The 24,691-nt window shown below is 58.6% G+C and carries 15 protein-coding genes and 2 pseudogenes; 6 read left to right on the forward strand and 11 right to left on the reverse strand.

All coding sequences use genetic code 11. The features are described from left to right. Positions 1-18 precede the first annotated feature (18 nt). Positions 19-741, reverse strand: coding sequence for a helix-turn-helix transcriptional regulator (locus tag MUBE_RS07865; RefSeq protein ID WP_207801677.1), 723 nt, complete (start codon positions 739-741; stop codon positions 19-21). Between the two features lie 158 nt (positions 742-899). Between MUBE_RS07865 and mptB the strand changes: the two genes are divergently transcribed. The 3 genes from mptB to MUBE_RS07880 all read left to right on the forward strand — a co-directional run bounded on the left by mptB (position 900) and on the right by MUBE_RS07880 (position 4,434). After that, entirely contained in the window at positions 900-2,696 is a 1,797-nt protein-coding gene (gene mptB / locus MUBE_RS07870; protein ID WP_116540112.1) for a polyprenol phosphomannose-dependent alpha 1,6 mannosyltransferase MptB, read from the forward strand. Next, positions 2,693-3,643: an ABC transporter ATP-binding protein gene (locus MUBE_RS07875; protein WP_116540113.1), complete on the forward strand. Its 951-nt coding sequence runs from the start codon at positions 2,693-2,695 to the stop codon at positions 3,641-3,643. Before mptB ends, MUBE_RS07875 begins: the two co-directional genes overlap by 4 nt. Positions 3,644-3,723: 80 nt before the next feature. Continuing rightward, positions 3,724-4,434: an ABC transporter permease gene (locus MUBE_RS07880; protein ID WP_243632933.1), complete on the forward strand. Its 711-nt coding sequence runs from the start codon at positions 3,724-3,726 to the stop codon at positions 4,432-4,434. A 475-nt stretch (positions 4,435-4,909) separates the two neighbouring features. Here the strand turns inward: MUBE_RS07880 and eccA are convergent, their stop codons facing one another. The 8 genes and pseudogenes from eccA to MUBE_RS07920 all read right to left on the reverse strand — a co-directional run bounded on the left by eccA (position 4,910) and on the right by MUBE_RS07920 (position 13,689). Next, on the reverse strand, positions 4,910-6,742 hold the full coding sequence (gene eccA / locus MUBE_RS07885) for a type VII secretion AAA-ATPase EccA (protein WP_116540115.1): 1,833 nt from the start codon (positions 6,740-6,742) through the stop codon (positions 4,910-4,912). Beyond that, complete coding sequence (gene eccE / locus MUBE_RS07890; protein WP_116540116.1) at positions 6,739-7,947, reverse strand: type VII secretion protein EccE; 1,209 nt, start codon at positions 7,945-7,947, stop codon at positions 6,739-6,741. The genes eccA and eccE overlap by 4 nt, the downstream gene beginning before the upstream one ends. Positions 7,948-7,960: 13 nt before the next feature. Further along, positions 7,961-9,700 carry a type VII secretion-associated serine protease mycosin gene (gene mycP / locus MUBE_RS07895; protein ID WP_116540117.1) on the reverse strand — a complete coding sequence of 580 codons (1,740 nt, stop codon included), beginning with the start codon at positions 9,698-9,700 and terminating at the stop codon, positions 7,961-7,963. Further along, positions 9,678-11,189: a type VII secretion integral membrane protein EccD gene (gene eccD, locus MUBE_RS07900; protein WP_116540118.1), complete on the reverse strand. Its 1,512-nt coding sequence runs from the start codon at positions 11,187-11,189 to the stop codon at positions 9,678-9,680. Before eccD ends, mycP begins: the two co-directional genes overlap by 23 nt. Positions 11,190-11,459: 270 nt before the next feature. Continuing rightward, positions 11,460-12,362 carry an ESX secretion-associated protein EspG gene (locus MUBE_RS07905; protein WP_116540119.1) on the reverse strand — a complete coding sequence of 301 codons (903 nt, stop codon included), beginning with the start codon at positions 12,360-12,362 and terminating at the stop codon, positions 11,460-11,462. Between the two features lie 78 nt (positions 12,363-12,440). After that, positions 12,441-12,678, reverse strand: a pseudogene (locus MUBE_RS07910) (type VII secretion protein EsxI). A 94-nt stretch (positions 12,679-12,772) separates the two neighbouring features. Further along, positions 12,773-13,054: pseudogene (locus MUBE_RS07915) on the reverse strand (WXG100 family type VII secretion target). A 335-nt stretch (positions 13,055-13,389) separates the two neighbouring features. Then, positions 13,390-13,689: a PE family protein gene (locus MUBE_RS07920; RefSeq protein ID WP_116540120.1), complete on the reverse strand. Its 300-nt coding sequence runs from the start codon at positions 13,687-13,689 to the stop codon at positions 13,390-13,392. Positions 13,690-14,832: 1,143 nt separating this feature from the next. On the opposite strand from MUBE_RS07920, the gene MUBE_RS15160 reads away from it, so the two are divergent. Then, complete coding sequence (locus MUBE_RS15160) at positions 14,833-14,994, forward strand: hypothetical protein (RefSeq protein WP_165849769.1); 162 nt, start codon at positions 14,833-14,835, stop codon at positions 14,992-14,994. 450 nt (positions 14,995-15,444) lie between these two features. Here MUBE_RS15160 and eccCa read toward each other — a convergent pair whose 3' ends face one another. Together eccCa and eccB are read right to left on the reverse strand one after the other, a co-directional pair. Next, positions 15,445-19,602, reverse strand: a complete 4,158-nt coding sequence (eccCa, locus tag MUBE_RS07930) for a type VII secretion protein EccCa (RefSeq protein ID WP_116540122.1) — start codon at positions 19,600-19,602, stop codon at positions 15,445-15,447. Then, complete coding sequence (gene eccB, locus MUBE_RS07935; RefSeq protein WP_116540123.1) at positions 19,599-21,119, reverse strand: type VII secretion protein EccB; 1,521 nt, start codon at positions 21,117-21,119, stop codon at positions 19,599-19,601. Before eccB ends, eccCa begins: the two co-directional genes overlap by 4 nt. Positions 21,120-21,835: 716 nt before the next feature. Here eccB and MUBE_RS16330 point away from each other — a divergent pair. Further along, a complete protein-coding gene (locus MUBE_RS16330) occupies positions 21,836-22,126 on the forward strand; it encodes a hypothetical protein (RefSeq protein WP_207801678.1) in 291 nt (96 codons plus the stop codon). 981 nt (positions 22,127-23,107) lie between these two features. Beyond that, positions 23,108-23,332 (forward strand): hypothetical protein, encoded by a 225-nt coding sequence (locus tag MUBE_RS16335; protein ID WP_207801679.1) that lies wholly within the window; start codon positions 23,108-23,110, stop codon positions 23,330-23,332. Positions 23,333-24,691 lie beyond the last annotated feature (1,359 nt).

Below are 24,691 nucleotides of genomic sequence, written 5' to 3' on the forward strand. Positions count from 1 at the left end.
ACGGAGCACCGCGATGATTTAGGTCTTGCTCGGTACCGGCGTGAGCGGCACGTGGGTGGTACAAGCACAATCTCCGTTGACGATCGTCGCCAACCGCTGCACGTGGGTCCCGAGCACCTCGGCAATAGCTTGCTGCTCGGTTTCACACAGCTCGGGGAATTCCGCGGCAACATAGGACACCGGGCAGTGATGCTGGCAGATCTCCACTCCATGGATCGGTCCGCCTACCCGCGTGGTGGTTGCGACGTACCCGGCGTCGGTCAACGCACTGGCCACCCGGTTGGCGGCTGCCTCAACGTCGACATCGGCGACACCACCGGCTGGTTCAACATCGGCCAAGATCGCGTCCATACGCTGCCGGGCGAACGTACGAACCGCGTCCTCCCCGCCGATTTTCCGCAGTTGTCGCATGGCCGCCGACGCCAAGGTGTCGTAAGCATGGTTGAGCTTGGCCCGGCCCGCCGCAGTCAGCCGGTAGTGCTTGGCAGGGCGGCCGCGGCCAGCCTGCTGCCAGGGTGACGCAGTCGCGGACTCCGCGTCACCCGCCTCGATGAGCACGTCAAGATGACGCCGCACGCCTGCAGTCGACAACCCCAGACGGTCGCCTATTTCACCAGCGGTGATCGACCCAGACTCCAACAGCAACCGCACCACCGCACGACGAGTATGACCATCCGGCACCGCGGCGCCCGCAACGACACCCTGTTCTGCCCGGATTTTCACAACATCAGTGTGACGCAATTCTGGCGATCAGTCTAGCAAGGATACCTTCGGTGCCCATTGGGCTCGTCACACCACGAACAACAGTGTTCTAGCGCTGGCCCGGTCATGCCAACAACCCCACTCCGCCACGGCCCGCATTCCGTGGCCTGCCTCATCATCGGAGCTACGCTGCTCTGATGGCAGCCCGCCGTCACCACACGCTGAGCTCGTCGATCGCCAGTTTACACGGTGATGAGCAGGAGGTGGGCTCGCCGCTGACCAATACCGACCTCACTGCATTGCAGCGCACTCGCTTGTTTGGGGCCACCGGCACCATCCTGATGGCGATTGGCGCACTCGGAGCCGGGGCCAGGCCTGTTATCCAGGACCCCACGTTTGGAGTCCGGCTACTCAATCTACCGTCGCGAATCCAGACGGTTTCGTTGACGATGACTACGACCGGGGCGGTCATGATGGCACTAGCTTGGCTGATGCTCGGCCGGTTCACGCTGGGCAAGAGACGAATGTCACGCGGCGAGCTGGACCGCACCCTGTTGCTGTGGACATTGCCGCTGTTGATTGCACCACCGATGTACAGCAAAGATGTTTACTCCTACCTGGCGCAAAGCCAGATTTCCTTGCAGGGACTTAACCCGTACCGGGTCGGTCCAGCGTCCGCACTAGGACTCGGCCAGGTATTCACGCTTTCAGTTCCCAGCCTCTGGCGGGAAACACCAGCGCCCTACGGCCCACTGTTTTTGTGGGTCGGGCGCGGAATCTCAGCGCTGACCGGAGACAACATCGTCGCCGCGGTACTCTGCCACCGGTTGATAGTGCTGATCGGCGTCGGTCTGATCGTGTGGGCAACCCCACGGCTGGCCCGACACTGCGGCGTAGCCGAAGTCAGTGCGCTATGGTTAGGTGCGGCCAATCCGCTGCTGATTATGCATCTTGTCGGCGGTATCCACAACGAGGCACTGATGCTCGGGCTGATGCTCACCGGGGTCGAATTCGCGCTGCGTGGCATCAACTTATCGCCCACCATGCGACTGATGCCTACTTCCTGGCGAAGTAGAAGTACCGGTGGGCCGCCTAGCGGTGCACGGGCAAGCCAGGCAATCCGATTCTGTTCAAACTGGGAGCCGCGGGGCATGTTGTTGGCCGGTTCGATCTTGATTGTGCTGTCGTCACAAGTGAAGCTGCCCTCACTATTGGCGCTGGGATTCGTCGCAATGGCGCTGGCCTACCGCCTTGGCCGTACTCCGAAAGCGTTGCTACTGGTCAGCTTGAGTATGGCAGAGTTGTCGCTGGCAGTGATGGGTATCGTTGGCTGGGCCAGCGGGCTCGGGTTTGGCTGGATCTACACGCTAGGCACAGCAAACGTAGTTCGCAGCTGGATGTCACCGCCAACGCTGCTCGCTCTGGGTACCGGGCACGTGGGCATTCTGCTGGGTTTGGGGGATCACACTACTGCAGTGTTGTCGCTGACCCGCAGTATCGGCGTACTGATCATTATGGTTATGGTCTGTTGGCTATTGCTGGCTGTGTTCCGCGGCCGACTGCACCCGATCGGCGGCCTCGGCGTCGCGCTAGGTATCACGGTGCTGCTGTTTCCCGTCGTGCAACCCTGGTATTTGCTGTGGGCTATTATTCCGCTGGCCACCTGGGCGACTCGCACCGGCTTCCGTGTGGCTGCAATCGCCGTCACTATTGTTGTGGGCGTCTTCGGCCCGACGGCCAACGGTGACCGCTTCGCACTGTTCCAAATCGTGGATGCCACTGTGGCCAGCACCATCATCGTGTTGGTGCTCATTGCGCTGACCTATACCCGCTTACCGTGGAGACCACTCCAGACCGTCCCAGCCGAGAGCCGCGAACTCGATCAACAACCGATGAATGTTGCCACACCAGACCCGAAGGCTTCTCAGAACGCCGCGTCCGCGGTGCCCCAGTGGTCGACCGCCGCGCCCGACGCCTACGCTGATTCCACGTGAGCTCGGCCCACAAGGTCCCTAAAACCTCCGAAGTCGTCGTCCGGCTGTGCGGGGTGTGCAAGCACTACGGATCCATACCGGCCGTATCCAATCTCGACCTGAACGTCCATGCCGCCGAAGTGCTAGCACTGCTAGGTCCTAACGGCGCCGGCAAAACAACAACGGTTGAGATATGCGAGGGCTTCGTACGCCCGGATTCCGGCACAATTGAGGTGCTAGGCTTGGACCCCATCACCGACAACGCGCGTCTGCGCCCCCGTATCGGAGTGATGTTGCAGGGCGGGGGCGGTTACCCGGCGGCACGCGCCGAAGAAATGCTCAACCTGGTGGCCTCCTATGCCGCTGACCCGCTGGACCCGGAGTGGCTCCTGGAAACCTTAGGCCTAACTAATGTTGCCCACACCACCTACCGGCGGCTGTCCGGCGGCCAGCAGCAACGGCTTGCCCTGGCCTGCGCGTTGGTCAGCCGTCCCGAACTGGTGTTCTTGGACGAGCCCACCGCGGGCATGGATGCGCACGCTAGACTGCTGGTGTGGGAATTGATCGATGCGTTGCGCCGAGACGGCGTGACGGTGGTGTTGACCACCCACCAACTCAAAGAAGCTGAGGAACTTGCCGACAGGCTGGTCATTATTGACCACGGGCACATAGTAACCGTCGGCACACCGACCGAACTGACGCGCACCGACGCCAAGGACCAGCTGCGGTTCAGCGCGCCGCCACGTCTGGACTTATCGCCCCTGGCGTCCGCGCTGCCAGAGGACTACAAGACCGCAGAGCTGACTCCGGGCGAGTACTTGGTCGAAGGCCCCATCAACCCGCAGGTGCTGGCGACGGTCACGGCTTGGTGCGCACAAATCGACGTGCTAGCCACCGATATGCGGGTCGAGCAACGCAGCCTCGAAGACGTGTTTCTGGATCTTACCGGCAGAAAGTTGCGACAGTGACGCAAAACAACAAAACAAACGGCCCATCGTTTCCCGCCGACACTTTCGCCCCCGACCCTCGACCCAACACCATACCCCGAATGCTGGCTGCACAGTTCACGCTGGAGCTCAAACTACTGCTGCGCAATGGCGAGCAGTTGCTGCTAACCATGTTTATCCCGATCATCTTGCTGGTAGGGCTCACACTGCTACCGCTCGGCTCGTTCGGCCACCATCGCAGCGCCACGTTTGTCCCGGTCATCATGGCGCTGGCAGTGGTCTCTACCGCATTCACCGGGCAGGCCATCGCGGTTGCTTTCGATCGTCGCTACGGCGCACTCAAAAGACTCGGGGCCACCCCGCTGCCAGTTTGGGGAATCATCGCCGGAAAATCCCTGGCGGTCGTGGCCGTGGTGTTCTTGCAAGCAATCATCTTGGGCAGCATCGGCGTTGGGCTAGGTTGGCGACCGGCGCTGGCCTGCTTAACACTGGGCGCAGGAATCATAATGCTAGGTACCGCGGGCTTCGCGGCGCTCGGCCTGCTACTCGGCGGCACTTTACAGGCCGAGATTGTACTAGCTGTCGCCAACCTGATGTGGTTCGTGTTCGCTGGGTTCGGCGCGCTGACAGTCGAGACGGACATGATCCCGGCGGCGGTCAAGTGGGCGGCCTGCCTAACCCCTTCAGGCGCACTCACCAAAGCGCTATCGCAGGCGATGACTTTGTCGGTAGACTGGCCCGGAGTCGCTATTCTGGCGACATGGGGAGCGTTAGCAGCGCTCGGGGCACTGCGCTGGTTCCGGTTCGCCTGATAACGGTGTCTGACCGGCCAGTATCCCAATCTACATTTACATGTAGATTCCAACAGGCCCACAATCTCCTCAGCCGCGTACCGCAACAACCACAAACCCACCGCCAAGCACGACACACCAGCCATAGCGGCAAGCTCCTTCTACAAACAACTCACAACACCACCCGCTTTACCGACGGACTCACGGCTACCAGAACATCCACACAGTAGATCAACTCACACAACCCATCGACCCACACCACCACACCCCACATAAAACAAAACCACACAACACCAGACCAGGGTGGGCAGAAGATCGGACCTCGGGGTCACCACTCTCATAGCACTACCCCGCAAACTAAGCAGAGCACGGTCATCTACAAAAGAATCGAAGCACAACAATGCGGTCTGCCAACAACAAATGAGCCTATTCATAGTAGCGTCGCGGCGGCCCGTACAACCCAGCGAACACTCCACAGGCCGCCCCGTCACGTCGGCTACGACGACTTGTTTTCGGCCACCGCCGCACTGAGGCCTTCGGCTAGATCGACACTGGTCAACTTCTTGAACCTCAGTAGTTGATCTTCGCTAAATTCAGTGAGATCGCTAGCCAGCACCGCATCAAGGTCTTCGTCGTCGAGGCGGAAACTACGGTGGTCGCGGGCCTTCTCCACCACATTACGCACGAAGCCGGCATTGCCGAGCATATCGATACCACGGATTAAATCTCCGTCTTCGGAATAGGTCTCATCAAGATAGAACTTGGTGTAGGATGGCAATAGTACTTGCGCCTCCTGCTCGGTAATGACGTCTTCGTTCTCCTGGCCCATCAGTTGGGTCAGCGCAATCAATTCCTCGGGGGTGTAACTGAAGAACTCGATCACCGTCGAAAACCGCCTTCGGAGCCCTTGATTCACCTCGAGCATTTTTTCCATTGCCTTGGCGTAGCCCGCACCGAACACCACCAGCTCGTCGCGATGGTTTTCCATATACAACAGCAGCGTGTTGATAATCGCATTGCCATAGGGGTCTCCTTGGGTGTACCCCTTTTCGTGTAGAGTGTGCATCTCGTCGAAGAAGACTGCCCCGCCTAATGCACCCTCGAGCATCTGTTCGGTGTTTTTCTCCGCATCAGCCATATACCTACCCAGCAGCTTAGTGCGGCTTGTTTCGACCACGAGCGGCTTACGGAGCACGGTCAATCCGCACAGCTGCTTGGTGAAAGCGCGCGCTAACGAGGTTTTCCCAGTACCGGGAGGCCCAAGCAACAAGGTATGACGCGATGTCACCGATACCGGCAAACCCATTTTGACGCGGGCCAAGTTCACCTTTGTCGTCGACTTGATGAGTTTGATTTCCCGCTTGGCTTGTTTCATGCCCAACATCGCGTTGAGCTCAGCATCCCCTTCAGCCAAATACTTTGCGGCCATCTCAGCGTGCCGAGCGGCCTCGGTCTGTGCACGGGTCGGAGCGCTGTCTGGATCCCACGGATCAGTGCGGGCTTCAATTGTTTCTGGATCGGTCAATACTAGACGAAAGCTGTTGTTATCCAACGCTTCTCGAGCTGGAGCGAATTTCGCGTCCCGTGAATAGACTCTGCGCAACAGTTCGACAGCCTCGTCCTCACGACCGACGTGTCGTAAGCACATGCCCTGGATATACAAGGTGATATTGGTCGCGCCGGGCACACGGTCCCCCTCGATGGCCTCCTGGCCACGCCGGAACGCCTCTTCAAAAACCCCTAGCGACGCCAGCGCCGAAGTGGCCATTGCCGCGCCTGCGGACTTCAACTCGGGGTGGCGCCATTGCTTGCCCTCGGGAAATTGGGTAAGCACATCCGGCCAACGTTTTGTTCGGAAATACAGCACCCCCCGCACGTAGCTGACTAGCTCGGTGTCGAAAGGATGCCGCGGCTCGACACCGTCGAGCAGTTTGGCTGCCTCCTCGTAGTGTTTCGCCTCAGCGAGCACAGCAGCGTAAGCGCAAGCTAGCGATTCCACACTGGTCACCGCTAGTCGCAAAAACAACCCGTCGGAGACTTCTGGACGAAACTGCAAATCGGTGACCCCAAGGCGACGTGTCTCCCAGCCAAACGTCCTGACTGAATTCCATGCGCCGGCCAGCACCTCGATGCTCTGATCACCTGCCAATATTCGCGCCTGCCAGGCATCGCACATCCCTGGATCAAGTGTGGTGGCCGTCTTGAACATCTGCAACGCAACCTGCGGGTTGTGGCTGGGTTGCAGTCCGTTAACGGAGATCCCCGACGCCAGCAGGCCGGCAACCATGGCGTTGCGGGTGTCTTCGGTAGTTGACTGTGGACGCGTCATTGCCCTGCAGGTAAACTTGCAGGGCCTTCCCGCATCTCCCCCACCGGCAGCACCAGCCCATCATAGTCGTTCAACTCTCGGCTGGGCACGACCAATACCGGTCGGGTCGCCGGCGCCGGCAGGCTAGCACGCACCGCGGCTAACTGACGACCAGTCAGGCGGTTGAGTCCTCTCCATGCCTCCTTAGGCAATCGGTTCTCGCTGTGGTAACGCACCCACGCCGACAATTGAGGCCGACAGCCGCGACTGGTGATACGGATCGTGATCACGGTAGCCACGATGCCGGGGAAGTCAGACAGCCACAGCCCAGTCAGTGTCTCGGAATCGATGTCCGACGGTGTAACCCAGAAGCTAGTTACGAATCCATGGAAGTACTTGATATGGCGCCATCCCGGGCGACTACACGTTGGTTCCAAATCGGCCAGCACGGCACCGTCAACCGCAGCCAACTCGCCGGCAGTCAACGGCCGGGCCGCACAGTCTTGCCCGTCCAGATCTTGAGCAAGTCGCTCAGTGGCCGCTACCAACGTCGACGCTAGCGAATCCCGAGCGGCTACCGCGGCAACGTTGCGCTGCGGGTTCATCCGCAACACCAACCAGGTACAGCGTTGATAAGTGGGTGGGCGCTCACTCACCACCAGCCCCCACTCTTCGGGTTCCCGGCCACCGGGCGCTGTAGGACGCACCACACTGTCACCGTGACGTATCTTCACAGAGACAATGTCGATGCCATCGAGGTAAATATCGAACTGCCGCAGCCCATTGGCAACGGCTTGTACCGACAAACTTGCCGACGCTGTCCGGTGCCGATATCGCCCCGATGGACTGTCTTCACTAGCGTCCAACGCGATCACTGTGACAAGCCGGCCTTTGTACTCACGCACCCCAACCACATTGCGTCCGAAACGGCGCTGATGATCGATCGCGGGCGTACATCCCGCTGGCAGTACGACAGCCAGATCGGCAGACCAATCCCATATCCACGTGGCCAAACCCGACGCCAATGTGATGCCGTGGTAACTGACCAACGCAAGCACCATGATCACGACGGCAATTCCTACGCCTACCCACCACGCGACATGCTGACCGGCCTGCCATGACTCCGGAATATGGCTCGCCAACACCAAGACGACAATATCGACCACAAACACCGTCGTGACACGCGGCCACGGCAAAGCCAAACCCAACCTGCGCTGAGCCTGCATTACCGCTCCGCTTTCATCGCAGCTTCCGCGTTCGCTGCACCAGCACCGCTGTACCGAACGCCGCGCCGCCTACCAGTACTGCTGCGGTCAGTCCTCCGGCAGCCACCCACACAGGCACCATATTGCGGTGAGCAGGGGGCTTGGGCAGGCTCAGCGGTGACGACAGCTGCGGCAGCGGCTTTGCCGGACCTTCGGGTACGTCCCAAGTCAACGCGGCCAATGGGTCGACAATACCATAACCGATCTGATTATCCACCCCGCGAGCCGGGGGCCTAGCCGTGTGAATTAACCGGTTTATAACCTGGTAGGATGTGAGCTGAGGGTATCTTCCGCGCACGAGCGCTACTACCCCTGCCACAATCGCAGCCGAAAAACTAGTACCAGCCGGCACCAGCAATATATTGTCTGGACCGTTAATTGCATTGATCAGGCCATCATCACGCGGTGAAAGGCTGATGATGTCAGTTCCTGGCGCCGCGATCGACACCCAGGGTCCAGCAATGCTCCTTTGGTTCAGCGGCTGACCATTCGAATCGACTGCACCAACGGTCAGCACGTACTCACTGAACCAGGAGGGCGTGACCACTGTAGTAACACCGTTCCAGTCGCGGGGATCATTCGGCTGCAAAGGATCAAACAGCGGGTTCTGCTTACAGTCCTTCTTATTGCTGTCACCGGCAGCAGCCACAATGACGACGTTCTTATCGACGGCCGCATAATGAACAGCTGCCCCCAGCGCACGTTGGTCGATGGCGTTGCGCGCACTCATACACGTCACATCGGAGATGTTGATCACCGTGGCGCCCATGTTGGCGGCATGCACTATTGCCCGCGCCATGGTCTGAACGTAGTCAATTTTTTGCGATGTTTGCGGATCTTCGTCGCCGGTATACGGGTCCTTAAGACCAAAGGCCTGGCTTGACTGGCGGATCGAGATAACGTCGACATCTGGGGCGATCCCACTATATGGATCGGGGTGTGACGCAGGCGCCGGGTCACGTGGGCGTGGGTTGGCCGGGTTGTCGATGACAACTACCTGTCGGCCACCCGAGTAGCTGGGTATTTTCACCGTGCCGCCGCCCCGGCTGCCTGATGGAGCCGGCTGACCAGGTGGAGGTGGTGGCAACGGCACACCCGGGGGTGGCGGACCCTCTTCTGAGAGCGGCGGGGTGGGAATGACTGTCACGGTCTGAGGCAGTGGCGACAAGGTCACGGTCTGCGGCGGTGGCGGCTTCTCGGTGGTGGGAATAGTGACAGGCCTGCGCGGTGCCACAGGCACGGGCACGCCGGTTGCCGGCGCCGCGCCGATCACCGACGCCACGATAGTGCCGTGAGCGTCGCAATCTGACAGCCCATCGCCCCCCGCCATCACATAGTCACCACCGCCGATCAGGTGTGGGAGCCTAGGGTGAGGAGTCACACCAGTGTCGATGACGGCGACCTTCTGCCCACCACCGCGACTGAATTCCCATGCGTCGGACATATTCAGCATATCCATATACTTTGGCGGTAGCCGAAAGTCAGTGCCGGCCAGAACCCCAACCTCGGTGCAGTAAGAGTTCTGCTTCATCGGCGCGGCCGGTCCGGGTGGACCGTCCGGCGGCATCGCGCTTGGATCAATCGTCGGAGGCGAAATCGCATACACCGGCGGCAATCCAGTAAACGCACCGGAAGTAAATAACGCTGTTGCGACGAGCGCGCGAGGCGCGTGTCTGCGTCGCGCCTTCTTACTACCGGTACCGGATCGCGGCATAGACATCCATCAACCACAATGCTAACGGGAAAATGGGCATAAGGCACAAATATTCAATCCATTCCACCAACTTGCGGAACAGCGGGCTATAGATCGTATTGGGTACGACCGCAGCAGCTGTTAGCCCTGCGGCAGGAAGCAGAACTAATATCGCCGCCCCGAGTGACACCGCCAACGGCGATGACAACACTAGCGCGTACCGCAGCACCACCGCAGCGACGATGAGTACCGCCGTCGCGGCCAACGTGATCGCTTGCCAGCGGTCGACATACGAGCGGCCTCGCAGTAGCAGGAAACCCGAGTTAAACCCAGCTAGCAACAGCGGCAGCCAACGCTGCCCGGTGTGGGGGTTACTCAACGCGGTGAGCGAAACCACCAGCAACACACCCAACCCCAGGAGCAAACCCGACAAATAGGACCTGGCACGCTCGGCTTGCAGCAGCACATCACGCACTGACGCCGGCCCCTCCAGTACTGGCGGGCCACCGTCGGTGTGCACTACCGTGGTGGGCAGATCGGGCCGCGCTTCAAACACCCACCGGCTGGTGGCTGACGGGAACACCGGCAGCCGAATGCCGGCCAAGCGACGGGACAGAGCTGGGGCACAGTGGTAAAGCAACACGCAGGCCAGCACCGCGCAGGAAAGCAATGTCACCGCGCTGGTCATCGCGACCATCCGCGCCAAGCTCATGATCGCCGCAACCACGCAAATAGTGCTAATAGCGGTGTAAGTACCAAGTTGGCGACCGGTGAACCGCAGGGCCAGCATCGCAGCAATAGCTATCACACCGAAGCCCAATACCGCATGTGGGGACCCCACCGGGCCGGGCGGCGCGGCCGCTGCAGCCACAGTCACTGGCGCAATCCCACTCAGTAGCATAATGTCACCAGCGCGTCGATCTTGGCGAGTAGTGGCCCGCATTAGCACCAGCGTGGACACTGCCAATATCAACAACGCGATCACCGCGGCGTAGATGACCGATAACCAAGAATCGTGGCGCCAACGCCACCAGCCCAGCAAAGCTGACGAAGCCAACACGCCTGTTGCCACCATCGACGCGCCGACCTGCACGGCAACAATCGAGTCAATCGCGGCAAACCGCTTGCTGAGATTTGCCGCGACCGCGGTGGAAATGTGCTCGATCACCTGGGATAGACGCTCGGTGTCGGCGATGAACCGAATCCACAGCCGGTCGCCGTCGTAAACATCTTGCTCGGTCAGTGATTGCGTGGGCCGTAAAGGCGTGCCGTCAATCAGGCACAATGCCCATCTGCCGCGCTCAGTGGGCTTAAGCGTACCTTCGCCAAGCTCACGTAACCGACTGTTGACTACTTTCAGCAGTGGGTCGGTCATCACCGACACTGGGGCGTTGGCATCAAGCAGAACACTGACCTGGGTACCCTCGCCGGCCATGATGCCAACTACGACCGCTCGAGGCGACGAAACACCCTCGACGTCGGTCTGTGACACGTCAGCTACCGCGGTCATAGTTCTGCACCCCCCTGGTGTGGTGAATACGATATCCAGCACCTCTGGGCGCACGGGTGCTGTGCACCTGCACGAATTGAAGCGCCATGACTCCCCGGGAGATACAACACGACCAATTCCGAACCCATATACCTCGCCTCGCGGTTAGTGGCTGTCGTCACACTACTTTTTCAACTTTGCTGCCGCTCATAACGATAATATGCACGGTTTACTGCTTGACCGCATACGCTAGTCAAAAACGTTGTAGCATCTTACATTTCGCATCAGACATCAGACTCTGCTGTGAGTTTTCCAGTCGCCGTACGGCAACGTGTCCAACACGGTCTTTACACCCACCTGCACTAGCTGTGGTGTGGCCGGGCAGATTGCTAGCCACGCCTCACCCGAACCCGCCGTCCGCGCTTGTTGATAGAGTGCGATACGTCCACTGGAACCATCCTTTAGCGATAGCGCCGAAGTGCTGGGGCCCTTGGCATCGTCACGGTACTGTCGCGCATACACCGCGGCCTCGGCCGCGGGATCCGACAGCGCCTGGCCCAGCGCGGCCACTGTAGCGGCGCTGATGCCCATACGCCGTAGATCTCCGCCGGAGAACGCGTTAAAACCCGAGTCCTGCCACAACTTTGTCGCTTCCAACATTTCTTCCAGAGGTACATTGACCGCGTTAATCACCGCTGGATCCGCGTGGTGAATCGATTCCATGCCATCCATCACTAGAGAAGTGATCGACGTGCTGTCCGCGATGACGACGTCGTCCACGGTAATGTCGTTGCCAACCCGAACCGCCGACACCCAGTGCAGGCCACGACGCGCCAACACCACCCGGAACTCGTTGTCGGGGATATCACGCGAACCCGGCGGCTGATTCTCATCGTCGACAACTCCATAGAGCAACTTTCCCCGCGACAGCAAAGCAACGACTTCCAGGTCGGGTGCAGCGAGCACCCGCATTCGAGCTGCGACATGCTCATTGACCTCGTTATTGACAACGACGCCCTGTTCACGCATAACCGCCATCCCGGGGTGTTCATTCAGCCAGCCGTTGGAGTCTGTCGATACAAACGGCCGGCATCGCAACTCCGGCGCAACATGTCGAATGTCCAGGAGTGCCTGGAGCATCCAGAACCCATTAACGTTAACAGTGATATCGGTGTGGGTGCTCTGTTGGTCCATAAAGTACCTCGGGGGTCGACGTGGTCGGACATTGCAGCACGCCGACGGTGGTGTGCTGCCGCGCCTGGGGATGGATGTTTAGGCCCAGCTAACGCCGACGACGCTATCGGTGCTGGCCATACCGCTACTGGCAGCCTGCAACTTTTATCCGTGGACATTGGCCTGCTCGTAAATCACCTCGAAGTTACAACTTCACTGTGTGATGAACTCTTCGCAGGCCGCCAAACCAGCACAACCCCAAAAGTTCCCGGCAGCAAGCACACCACGGAATTATGGCCTGGCACTTGACTTCCATTGATGTGGCTTGAGCCCGGATAGCAGCACCATGGGCGTCAACGTCGACGAACTAATAACTGATCATATCAGTGTTCTCCTAATGGCAAAAGGGTACGCAGCCGCGGCTTTCAACGCTAACTACCGACGGTCTGCTGCGAGGCATACTCTTGCTGCTCGTAGTTGCTGGCGTCACGCACCCCGTGCAGCATGTTCACGATATTGTAAAATGCCTGATTCATCTGCCCCATGGCGCTTTAGGACTTCGCCTGCACGGTCCCACTCCAGCCCACACCTGCGATGTTCAGCAACAACGCCCACACCTTGCTGGCCTCGTACTCGACCGTTTAGGCGTGCATCTCAAATCGGCCCGCCATGTCCCGCATTGCGTGTGGGTCGATCATAAAACATAGTGCCATATCGGCTATTTTCCAAATTAATTAATGAAATTAGTTTAAGTTGTTGTTGTGATGGACGGCAGTGACCGGATCGACTACGCGCTGCGCAGCTGCCGACCCATATGTTTAAGAATGATCCTCCTTAATTTATTTCAGCCGACAACCTCCGGGCGTTGTACCGCGGCGAAATGCAGAATAGACCCTGACCGCGGTGTCCGAGTTGATTAAGCCCTCGTGATTCTCTGGGATGCGTTGACCGTCCGCCCACACAGTCTCGAGATCATCGGCAGCTCACAAGTTGCCTTAAAGCCCACGTCTGGGGCAGTCCTTTCCAAATCCTCCAATTGCCAGCCGGGTCACCTGGCAGCGGCCGCATTGGCGGCTTCGGTAGCAGCGTAAGAGACGGAATTGGTACTCAAGTTTGTCACGAGCGACTCGTGAATCTGCGCTGCCAAAGCACTAACCGCCTGGTACACCTGGGCGTGCGCGGCAAACTGAGCCGCAGTCAACACCGACACTTCATCGGCGGCTGCTGGTACTACACCCGTTGTTGGGGCTGCCGCAGCAGCGTTCTGAACGCTCATGACCGTACCGATAGCCCGTAGATTTCCGGCGGCCGCAGCCAAAGCCTCGGGCTGTGTAGTCACAAACGGCATAGTTGGTCCTCCTCACAGATACTCATAGACATTCTCAGCAACCGCTATCCGCTGAGAATAGATGACTAGCTAGCCAGAAGCTGTTTTCGAGTCCACCTGTTCACAACTGTTCACGGGACGACACCACGAATTCACCTTCGGTAACGCCGCAGTAACAGCAGCTGACCTTGTTTGTGGTTTGTGGTCGACTCAAGATGATTAAGACTAAACCTGTGAAAAATCGCGTTACGAGCAACCAAAAGCACGCTGGCTAGCGCACTTAAGGTAGCGGCGGTTACAACACTCCAGTAGCCATAGGACCACTGATTAACGCGCGGCAGTACCGTCCAGCAACGACCTTAACGGATGGGTACCAAGCGGTGTACCTAGGGACTCAGCGTTGATATAGCAGCGCTATACCCGACCACTAAGCCGTCGACAGAAGCAAAAATCCGGAAAACGAATGAGAACACGCAGGTGACTTTATCGGGCCAATTGTCCGCAGCAATTATCGATGTTGGGCTTACACAATTATCCGGCGAAGGGTAGACGAGCCAGAGCGGTGAAGCGGAATCCGTATCAGGGACCAGAGCCGGCCACGCCAGCGGCCCATACTGGCCAGCAAGTTTCTGGCCCCGCCGGACTCCGGAACAGCGCTGATGGTGCTTATTGGTAACAGAGCAACCGCATGTGCCCCGGCAGTGGGCCGCTCCATCCTGACAGACGCGCGATCGAGGCCGCATTGCCCAACCCCACCGATATTGCCCCCGGAAATCCGCTGCCGGTGCTTCCGCTGACATTCGACCTGCCCGGAGCACACAAGGTATCGAAAGATCTTGCAGCCTTACTTCAGTCCGGCCGCCTTAAATTAAAGCACTGCCGGCATTGCACAGCCACACAGTTGCCATGATCAATGCCATCGCCGACCGGGGTGAGTATGAGGCAGGGGCCGATTTCGCGAATCTGGCCCCTATTCAGCTGTTCCTTGTTCTTGACAGGCTACCAGTGCAAGATCGTGATAGCCTGATTGTCTTAAAAGACGCCGTCATCGACACATCGAACAAGCCCTTCCTTCCAAATCCAACATCGCTGCACAGTGAGAACTGCTCGAGTATCTCGTGAACGCAATTGCCGAACGTAAGCAAAATCCGGGAGTCGGACATATTGTCGCAGGTTCTCATCGGCGACGACCCGCTCAGCGAGATCGAGGCGTTGAGCTTGAGCCGCCTGTTGATACTAGCTGGGCTGGACACTGTGACGACGGCCGTGAGTTTCTCCCTGCTCGAACTTGCGCAGACCAAGGCTGCGCGTGACGTTTCGCGATAAACATAAGCAGATCAGGGTATTTATCGAAGCGACCATCCGACTCGCACCTTTGGATGCATTGGTTCCCAACGTTACCACCAAATTCATCAACGTTGGCGGAATAGCACTGCTGCCAGGCTAACCGGCACGGTTGTGCATGGCTGCGATCAACCGCGCCGGCACCGACGAGTTAGCTATAGACGGAAAAGTACACAGGCACCCAGGGTTTAGGGTTTAGGGTTTAGCGGTGGATCGTACCGATTCATGGTGTCACATTTAGCGCATCTAGAACTGATCCTCGTGATCAATTGCTGAATGAAAAATATCCGAGTTCGAACTGGTTCCGAGTTTCCCGCCCAAAATTCAATTCTCCTCGAAGTTCTGCGCACCTAAAGCATTGCCGCTGCGCTGGAGTTAGTCGGCTCCCAGGTGACGCAAACACACTAACCAAGACGACGCAACTTACGCATATTATCGGCGCACCTCGATCGCCGCCACCTGCACGAACACACCGGTATCTTCGGCCATCAACAAGCCTCGGCCGCGGGGCAACGGACCGCCTTTCATCTTGCCACGGATGAAGCCCTCATCGGGATCGGCATCCATCACCAACAATGGCGCGTTTGCCTGATGCAGAGCCCGCAACATCGGGTCGCTGCCCGCCGAAGACCAGCCTCCGAATGTACGGGTGACAATGACATGCAGGCCGACATCACTGGCCCGGGTCACCCAGGGAACAACCTTATGCAACGGCGAATCGAAACCTGGCGGCAGTTGTTGGATATCATCGATGATCAAGAAGATCTCTGGGCCGCTCCACCACGACCGCGACAGTAGCTCTTCCGCAGACAGACCAGGCGGCGGTTCACGGCTGGCCAAAAGCGCCGCCAACTCACCCACCATAGCCGATACGCCGTCGAGGTTGTAGGCGAACCTCTCCATATAGTCCGAGCCCAACGCGGTCAGCAGCTGGCGACGTGGGTCGATCAACCATACCTGCGCAGAGCGTTTTGACGTTGTCGGCGCGCTGGTACCTCCCGGCGCGTAGAGCCGGCCGATTTCGGACATGACGGTCGCTAGCGTTGTGGTCCGCCCACATTCGCGGCGACCCGTAATCATCAAATGTGCATTCTCGGCGAAGTTCAGATAAACCGGCTGCAAGTCCAATTCCGATATTGCCCAAGCGATTCCGCTTACACCAACCCCTTGACGGGTATCCCGGGCGGCCAGCTCGCGCACTTGCTCCACGCCGAACCGGGCTGGCAACCGGCGCACCGGTGGGGCCTGGGTGCTCGTCAGTCGGCTGACCGTTACGGCCACACTGTCGGACTCGAAAACATTGTCGGGTGTGTTGGCCAACGCTGGCCGGGCAACCAACGTGTGCAAGCCCGCCTGTGGATCGCTATCGAGTCGGACATAGTTTACTGCGACCATGCCACGTCCCGGCTTGACTGGAACGTCCTTAGCAAACCGGGAACGTACCGACTTGGCGTCTTCCACAGCGGCCAAGCGCAACTCGACTCGGGAACCGAAGCCGCTACGCACCGGAGGCCGCAGCTCTGATTCGCGATCGGCAGTGACGACCACGTGCACACCGAACGAGGGGCCCTGGTTGATAATCTGGTTCACCTGCTCGATCAGTACTTCGTTTTCCTCGGCCAGCGCCCGGTAGTTGTCGATCACCAGGTAGACATCACCGAACCCATCGTTGGGCACCGGGCCCAGCTCACCGCCGAACCTGCGACGCCGAAACACCTCCATCGAGGCAATCCCGTGTTCGAGAAAGGTACGTTTGCGATCGCGAACCAATGCCAGCAGTTCGGCTACAGTACGACGCACACCGTAAGGATCCGTAGGACCGGCTACCTCACCGACGTGAGGCAAGTGCGCCACCGTGGTCAATGCGGTGCTGCTATAGCCTAGACAGTAGAACTGAACCTGCTCAGGGGTATGGGTCAGTGCGGCCGAACAGATAAGTGTCTGCAGCGCAGTGGTTTTACCTGAACCGCCGGCCCCCAGGATCAACACGTTGGCGCCAGGTCCGGAGGTGTCGACCGTCCACGGCGGCTGGTCATGCTTGAAAGGTCGGTCAATGATCCCGATGGGGAACACAAGACTCCCGGACGAGCCGTAATTCTGGTGCCAGGAGTGACCTAAAAACCGGTTGACCAAGTCGTCGATGGCGACAGGCTGAGTCAGCGGGGGCTGCCACAACCGGTAGGGCTCAAAGTCGATCCTGCGAAGCTGATCGATAATCACCGTACCGATTTTGGGCGTCCTAACCCCTCCTTCGGCTTCTTCCTCAGCGCCTTCCTCGTCGAACATCTCGCCGTTCGTAAAGGCAGCCCCCGCATCAACCTCGGGTCCTCCTACACTCACCTCGAGCGGTGTGAACGAATTAGTAAACAATTGCGGTTGAATGTAGTCAATGTTGTGCACCAACACTGGTTGTTCCTCACCGTCGATGGTGACACCGCGGAAGTAGTCTCGCCACAGGAATTCAGCCTGGAAACGAATGATATCCTCGAGGCTCTTTCGGAAATACCCTAGACCAGCCTGCGCCGGCAGGTTCACCGCGTTCGGCACGCCGGCCGCCTGTGCCGCGCCGGCGGTACGTGCTTTCAACACCAAACGGTAGCCCATGTTCTCCATGAGTTTTTCAGCTCGGCTCTCGATGGTCTGCGACGCCATCATCAGATGGATCCAGTAAGCGCGGCCCTGCCGTCCGATCGAGTCGAGCACGTCGACCGCCGTCGGCATGATGCGGAACCATTCGTAGAACTCGTCGATGACGACCACGAGCATCGGCAGCGCCGGCATATCCTGGCCACGCGCCCGCATCCTGGCTCGCACCGAGTTGTATTCCTTGGCGTCGTCTACACCGGCGCTGTCGCAGACTGCTTTACGGCGAGCGATTTCGCCCCACAGCGCGTCCAAGAAGCGCTCCATAAGCACTTGGTCTTCTTCAAGGTCGGTGATGATCCGGGATACGTGCGGCACGCCGGCGAACGGCTTGACCGCCGACCCACCTTTGAGATCGGCTAACACGAACTGCAACTCCTCCGGCGGATGAGCAAGCATCAGCGATTCGATCACTGTTCGCACTAGCGTCGATTTGCCCGAACCAGTTGTACCCGACATCACCCCATGCGGACCATCGCCGCCTTCATCGAGCGATTTCATATCCAAAAACAGCAGCTCACCGTTGTCGGATCGATTGCCAAACGGTACCCGCAACCGTGACCTGCCCATAGTATCGGTACGGCCGTTCCACAGCGCATCAAAGTCAATCGCGGCTGGATCGTCAATTCCATAATAAGATAAGATGTCTCGAGCCCCGATGTGAGCCACGCGCTGGCCGATCTCTTCGTAGGCTTCGGCCAGCCGCCAGCGTGCCAACCTTTGTGCAAACTCTTCTGCTTCGGCGACGCTGAGGCGGTCGGTTAAGGCAAAAAACCAAGGCTTGTCGTCGATCACCACCCAGGTATCACGGTCACGAGGCAGTGCATCGATCACACCTCTTTCATCGAATCGCAACGTCCGCTCCGGGACTGCTGTCCACATCGAAGAGCCGGTCAGGTCGAAAAACGTCACCCCGTCGACACCTTCGGCGCTAATCACGTAATCCCACTGCGGGTCGACGACGTCCGCGACGATCAGGTGGTGAGGTGTCGGGGTTTGCGCCGACGAACTGGCGCGCCGAGGCGTAAACGCTCCGCGGCCGGCGAACAATTCGGCTTGCTCCGCGGCGAATTCTCGCACAGAGCTGTACACCATCCGCGCGTTCCCTGCCGCGTCTTGACGCCGGGGATCACCGAAATGCGGCAGCCACTTTACCCAGTCCCACTGCTCCAAATCGGAACTGACAACTACCATCCGCACGTGGTCAGGACCGTGCGAGAACGCCAGCTGACAGATGATTGACCGCATCAATCCCAGTGTCTGCTCACGGTCCCCAGTTAGTGCATACCAGGGTTCCACGAGCAGGGAAACCATTTTCGGCAAGTTGTAGACAACGCTTTGATAGCGCCCGAACTCCTGCAGCGCCTTCCCTGTCACCGGCTCTAGTTCGATGTCGGTCGGCATATTCTGCGGTTCACCCCAGGTAACCTCGGGACGCGTCATGCCCACACCGACTCGCACAACGCAGAAGTGGAAGTCCTTGCCGTCAGGCTTGCGCTCCCACATTCGAGACGATCCCACGGCAGCGGCCAACGTGGTGGGCGCCGGATGGAACCACCGGTAACTGGCGTCCATGCTGTCGGCCGACTCGCTCGCGGTCTCACGTAGTATGTCCAGCATCAACATGAACTGAGCGCGCATCGCGTCCAGCTTCGGCCGACTCATTTGCTGCTGCCCGCCCATTCGGCCGCTGAACATCATCATCGAGACGCCGCCGATCATGAAGAGCGGGAAAATCGAGCCGGCGCCCCCGAACACCCTTGAACCGCTGGCGAAGGTCATGGCGACCATGCCGCACACCAGGCCGATCACTACGACGCCCACCACAATCATCCACCAGGGCTTGCCCTCTGGTGGTGGAATACTCAACGGTGTTGGCAGAACGATGTTTTCCGGCTTGATAACCGGAGCTTTTTCCGGCGTCGGCCGCGCAAAGCCACGTTTCACTTCGGTACCACCAACTCTGCAGGGGTCATGTCCATCGGTAGCGTGTCGTGTTGTACCAATGCATCCCCTTGGGACAACATCGGGCCTTGCGGCAATAGTCGCAGCGCCACCCAGGGCGCCAAGCTTGGCGTCCCGGTCAAACCCAATGCGTCGCGCACGTCTTTGGTGTCGTCCACCCCAAACCGAGCTCCTGCCCGCGTGATCCACCATAGCGATTCTGTTGTTTGTGCCGCCGGATTGTTACCGGTGACCGCGATAAAGTTCGCATAGTTAGGACCGAAGTAGACCTGGTCGGCTTCGCATCCAGTCGTATCCGCCTTCACTAACGGCACCACCTTATTTACGTCGGCTGAACTGATCGGAATAGTTGGCCCGGTTATCACCTGAACACGAGACCGACTCTCACCGGCGATCCGTTCCCACCACCAGCAAGTCGATGGATTCTCTCGGAGGTCTACCACCTGCAGCGGGGTATCTGGGTAAGCAGACAGATCTAGCTTGTTGACCACCGGCATCTTTGCTAACGCAGATGGCTCAACGGTGATCGGTTTGGTGCTCCCCGGGTTACCGGCGTTCTGCATGATCTGGGCAACCAGTGGGGAGAGCGTCTCCACGCCGTCAGCCAACACCAGCGAATACTGTTGCGGACCACTGATTTGCGGCGTAACGATCACCGTACCCACTGGACCCGGAGCTCCCGGAAATGAAGCTGGATTGCCTACGTTTGGCACGTCCGGCACCACCAACTCAGGTCCCACCGACAACGCGTCGAACAACGCACGGCTCATTGGGCGCGCTAGACTGACTTGCTCAGGTGTCAAACCTAGTGGCAACAGCACCGACCGATTCATGGCGTCGATGCGTGACCGGCGTCCCTGCCGAATAACCCACGCATCCCCGCCATAGTTCAGCACTACCGCGTCCGAACTGTTCAACACCCGCCGATGGCCGGACAGGTCCGGGGATCCGTCGATTAAGGTGACCGTCACCCCTGACGGTGCCCCAACTCCAGTCGAGGTGGCCACCGTGTCACATACCAGCCATGACGACGTCTGCGGGGTTTGAGGCGAGAACTCCGCTGGTGCGCCTGGGATGCCCACCAGCGGTCCGTGCGGCAGCGTGGCGATCTGGCTGGACCGAACCAGGTGCGGATTGTCCGGCCGCCCAGTGATCAGCCGCGCGGACGCCAGATTCAAAGCGGGGTACAACCTGTCACCCACCCGGACGTATAATGCACCGGAGTCACGGTCTGCGATGATCGGCGACTCATTCAGCTGGCCAGATGGACTGATAAACGACCACAACAGCGCTCCCAGGCAACCCACCAACGCCGCGGAAACCGACGCCACCACCGCTAGTGTTTGGCGGCGACCTGGTTCCACCTCCATGCGAACGCACCAGCGCGTCAACGCCATTGCAGTTCGGCGGGCAAGGAACTGATAACCCGTCACCTGGGTCCGTGTCGACAAGCCGAGGCCGTACCCCGACCCCCACGGCCCGCGGCTCTCTTCAGCCACGTTAAATCACCTTCTGGTCTAAAAAAACGCCTGCATATTGACCCGGGTTTAGGGCGATGCGCTGATCATATCGATAACGGTAAATCACCTGCACATACTTGGCCATGGTGTGGTCTATCCACCCATCGGAGGCATTCTTGAACCCTGCCGGTTGACGGGATCGCACCAAAAGTTGGAGTGGACGGTTGCCAAAGCAACTGCTAAATTACCGCCTTCTCTGTTTCCCATTGGAGATCCCCAACTGGATTTTCGCGCCCTTCCAGCAAGGTAGCCGTGGATAGTTAGCTCGTCCTGATTGAGCGTCCATTTCGGTCTCCACCTCGCTGACCTGCAAAATAATCGTAGGCTAGACCATCCCAAGCCAACTGGGGGCAAGTGGACGAGCCGAGCCGTCATGGGGTGCGTCCGGGATACAAGACTGAAGGCATAGCTTAGCTTTCGCGCTTTTGCTCGCCCGGACTCACCAGGCGGTTTAGCAGTGCAACCACATATGCGAACTGGACCGGCAGTCAAGTGCACATCAGCTGAGATGGCGTTGGCAGATGCGCTTGTCACCCTCGGTGTGGCAGACGACACCGAGTGAAGGAACGCAACACCGCTCTGACCACGTATTTGAGGTCCTATTGAGCACATTCGATGCTGGCCACGATCGTCAGCCTACGCCGATGTGCAAATGCGATTCTGGGTGCATGTGAACCACGACGCTCCCAACCAATGTGCGAGTGCAGCTCGAAGACAGCACGAAACAGGGCGGGCGACAGCAGGTCGACAACTTCACTGCACCTTTTGACCTGGACGGACGCTGGATCGGCGAGGCAAGCTTCGTAACGCCCACGAACTTGTCGTTGTACTACCACCGCGTGCAGCTACGTCCCAGCGATCCCCAAACCAGCACAGCGCTCATCGTGACACAGAACTGGGTCGGTCTGCCAGAGCAGCTTGACACCTGCCGGACGTGGGGTCTAGCAGCACACGGCTCCACTAGTGTGCAATCTAGGCAATCGTGAGGTATCGATGATCTCACCGGTATGAGAGACCGCGGAGTGTAGCCGATACCCCAGCACGGTGCTTACTATGTGCTGGTCAATCCTTTGCACGCGGCCCACTCCAACAAGTCGCATGGAACCGTTACCGTATCTGCCGACTTCGCAACGCTTCTTGAATACGCTGTATATTCGTATTGGTCACATTGGCATCTTCATAATTCGCGTCGAAACGATCCCGAAATTCCCCGGCCTGAAGAATTGCGACCAAGTACGGGAACTGCGGACCGTATTTCAGCAAAGCACCAGCCTACTCGACACTATCAATTGTGACAGCGCATGAATGGCAAAGCGGGCGGCGCTCCTAACTTATAACTTAGCTGCATTGAGTACCGCAGTTAGCAGGCTAGCAGATGGCATACGCCACCTTTTGTAAACCGTAACAACTTCGCCACCCGGTGCGCGTTAGCCGAACGTTACAGCAGCGAATGGCACTGTCGACCGAGGTACCTGCAACATCCGGCCAGTGCCGGTGTCCTCGTCTCGTTGAAAGACATTCCAATACCGTCGATTTCCACCGCTGGGCGCAATGGCAGCTTGACGAGCAACTCGCCACGGCATAGTCGCATGTAGTGCGAAACGAAATACCGCGTTGGGCGTCATACACTACCTGACTGTAGGCGTACACCTGAATAGTTCGATATATTAGCACTGTAAAGAATACTTACGTGGGACGTAAAGACAAGCATGCTATCTAGATACAATTCAATCGACTCGGCCAAAACTGGTTGCAGCTACCATGGCGACCCAATCGGTTTAGATGAGCTTGGAGTATTGACCGTTACGTGCGCTGATTCAGCGCTGTACTACGCCATGCCGGTGGGTACGTATCGACCACATCATCAGGTTGTTCCGGCTGTGGTGATCCCTGAGAGGCACCGCCAACCCAAAGTACCTACGTGCGCTAAGACCATGAAACGATGATTGAGCATCGACGAAGCGACAATGAGCATCGTCACGTTGAAAGCGCACCGGGCCGGAGCGCTCATCGTCGGAGAGGAACTCGGCACCGGCACGGTCGAACCGTGGGTACGTGACTACTTACCACGGGGGCTGTTGAACACCTCGATGCTCTGGCTTGAGATGGATAAAGACGAAACTAGCGGTTCCCAAGCGTTGGCTATCTGGCAAGCAACCATGTGCGGCTACGAGAGTCGCGGGGACTGTTGACCCGACGGTGCCGAACTGAAAAGCCTGGATATGTTGAGTGGCGTCGGATCAGGCTACTGGGAGACCAGGCAAACGACCCGGAACAGATTGTTCTGGTCCTCTATCGGTATCTTGGGTAACACACCCTCGTGGCTGTTGGGGGTGGCGCTGATCAACACAGTCAATGACCGCCGGACGCAGAATCAGTAGGGTGCACTGACGCATATCCGACTGGCGGGTTCCGCTGACCGGCCCCGACGACCAGCTGCTGCTGTTTGAAGACGTGCTTACCTGAATCATTAGGGCCGCCGCCTTGGCCGAGGCTCTGCGCCCTCAGTTCACTCCTGCGCTTAGCTGCCTAACTTCGGGTGCTATGACTGTCCGCTCGAAGGTCGGGGTCGTCACAACCAGTTGCCGACAGCGTCACCGAGAGTCCGAACTGAATGGTGAGCTTTGCCAGTCATTTTGAACTGTGTAGGTTGGAATCAATCGTCTTCGAGCACACTGTCTTGGCCACCCGATACGATAGGGTTTATAGTTTTACGATAGCTTCAGCCGAGCAGATTGGGCAGCTGACTGCCCGAGCCTTAGTCTGCTGGTATTCTTAGCAGGCTGCACGAACCAACTGGAGTTGACTACTGCGGTGCTGGTACTGCCTAACCACCATCCCGCCACACTTGCCAAATGTTGCTGCCACAGTTTATGTGTTTTCAGGCAGGAGGTTCCGGCTATGCGCGAGGGTAGGCTGGTTTAAAGAAAAGCTCGGGGCCTGTGGTGTAGAACTTGCCAGCCAGCGTCGGCGAGCAGTTGGTTATCTTGCGGACACTATGGACTGACCTGATTCTTGACCCGCAGAATCGAGTGGCCCTCAGCGATTTGGTGTACTAGTACGCCGCCATATGATGACCGGTAGTTTTATCCTGCGGCAAAGCTTTATCACTGTCACTACCGAGCTGGCGGTGCCTGACCCACCGACTTCACCACAACCGAATCTATATGCATCAGCGCCGGGCTGCAATCGGCGTGGCGATCGCGATGGCTGCCCAAGTGGTACACATTGAGCATGCTATCGGCGGGGAGGGCCCATAGTCTGATACCACACATGGGCGCATTGCCTGCATAGCGCACCACTTGGGCCCAACTCGAAGACGAGTTGGCCGATGCGGTCTGACATCTGCGTTACGCACGACGTATCGACCCATGCGAGTTGGCGATTGCAGACCATCAAAACCGGTTGGCTTGGATCAAAGAACTCAATGTGACCGAATGCATCTTCTTGTTGAGTGTTGTGTGGTTTTGTTTTATGTGGGGTGTGGTGGTGTGGGTTGTGGTGTGGGTTGTGGTGTGGGTCGATGGGTTGTGTGAGTTGATCTACTGTGT

Source organism: Mycobacterium uberis (assembly GCF_003408705.1).
In the GTDB taxonomy this organism is placed as follows: Bacteria; Actinomycetota; Actinomycetes; order Mycobacteriales; family Mycobacteriaceae; genus Mycobacterium; species Mycobacterium uberis.